Source organism: Paracoccus onchidii, from assembly GCF_028294535.1.
Lineage (GTDB): Bacteria > Pseudomonadota > Alphaproteobacteria > Rhodobacterales > Rhodobacteraceae > Paracoccus > Paracoccus onchidii.
In genome coordinates, this window is record NZ_JAQBIE010000078.1 from 1 (window position 1) to 681 (window position 681).

A 681-nucleotide genomic window follows, 5' to 3' on the forward strand; every position below is an offset into this window, starting at 1 on the left:
TCCTGCGTGCGAATGTAGGTAATGTCGGTGACCCAGACCTTGTCCGGCGCCCCCACGTCGAACTGCCGGTCGAGAGTGTTGTCGACAACGACCGACGGCTTGCCGCCATACTTTCCGGGGCGGCGTTTGTAGCCGATCTGTGCCCAGATCCCGGCCAGCTTCGTCAGACGGGCAACACGGTTCACGCAGATGCTTTCGCCTTGTTCGATCAAGTCGTCATGCAACTTGCGGTGACCATAGACCTTGCCGCTCTCGATCCACGCCTCCTTCAGCATCCGGGTCTGCCGCAGATCCTCTTGGGCCCGCTTGCTCAGCGGGGTCTTCAGCCAAGCGTAGAAGCCACTCGGTTGGATGCGCAAGCATCGGCACATCGCCCGCACAGAGAACTGCCCGCGATGCTCGGCCACGAACGCGTATCTCACTTGGCATCCTTGGCGAAATACGCGGTGACCTTTTTTAGAATGTCGCGTTCCTCCGTCACCCGCGTCAGCTCCCGCTTCAGGCGCCGGATCTCAGCATCCTTCTCCGACTCACCGGACGACGCCTTCGCGAACTTGCGCTTCCATGCATAGAGAGAATGCGCGCTTACCCCGAGCCGTTGCGAAACCTCCGCAACCGGGTAGCCCCGCTCGGTGATCTGCGCGACCGCGTCACGCTTGAACTCGGCGCTGAAATTGCCTT

1 pseudogene is annotated in these 681 nt (G+C 61.2%); it reads right to left on the reverse strand.

Features of this window, described 5'->3' with window-relative positions:
• Positions 1 to 681, reverse strand: a pseudogene (locus PAF17_RS20120) (IS3 family transposase); the annotation flags it as partial.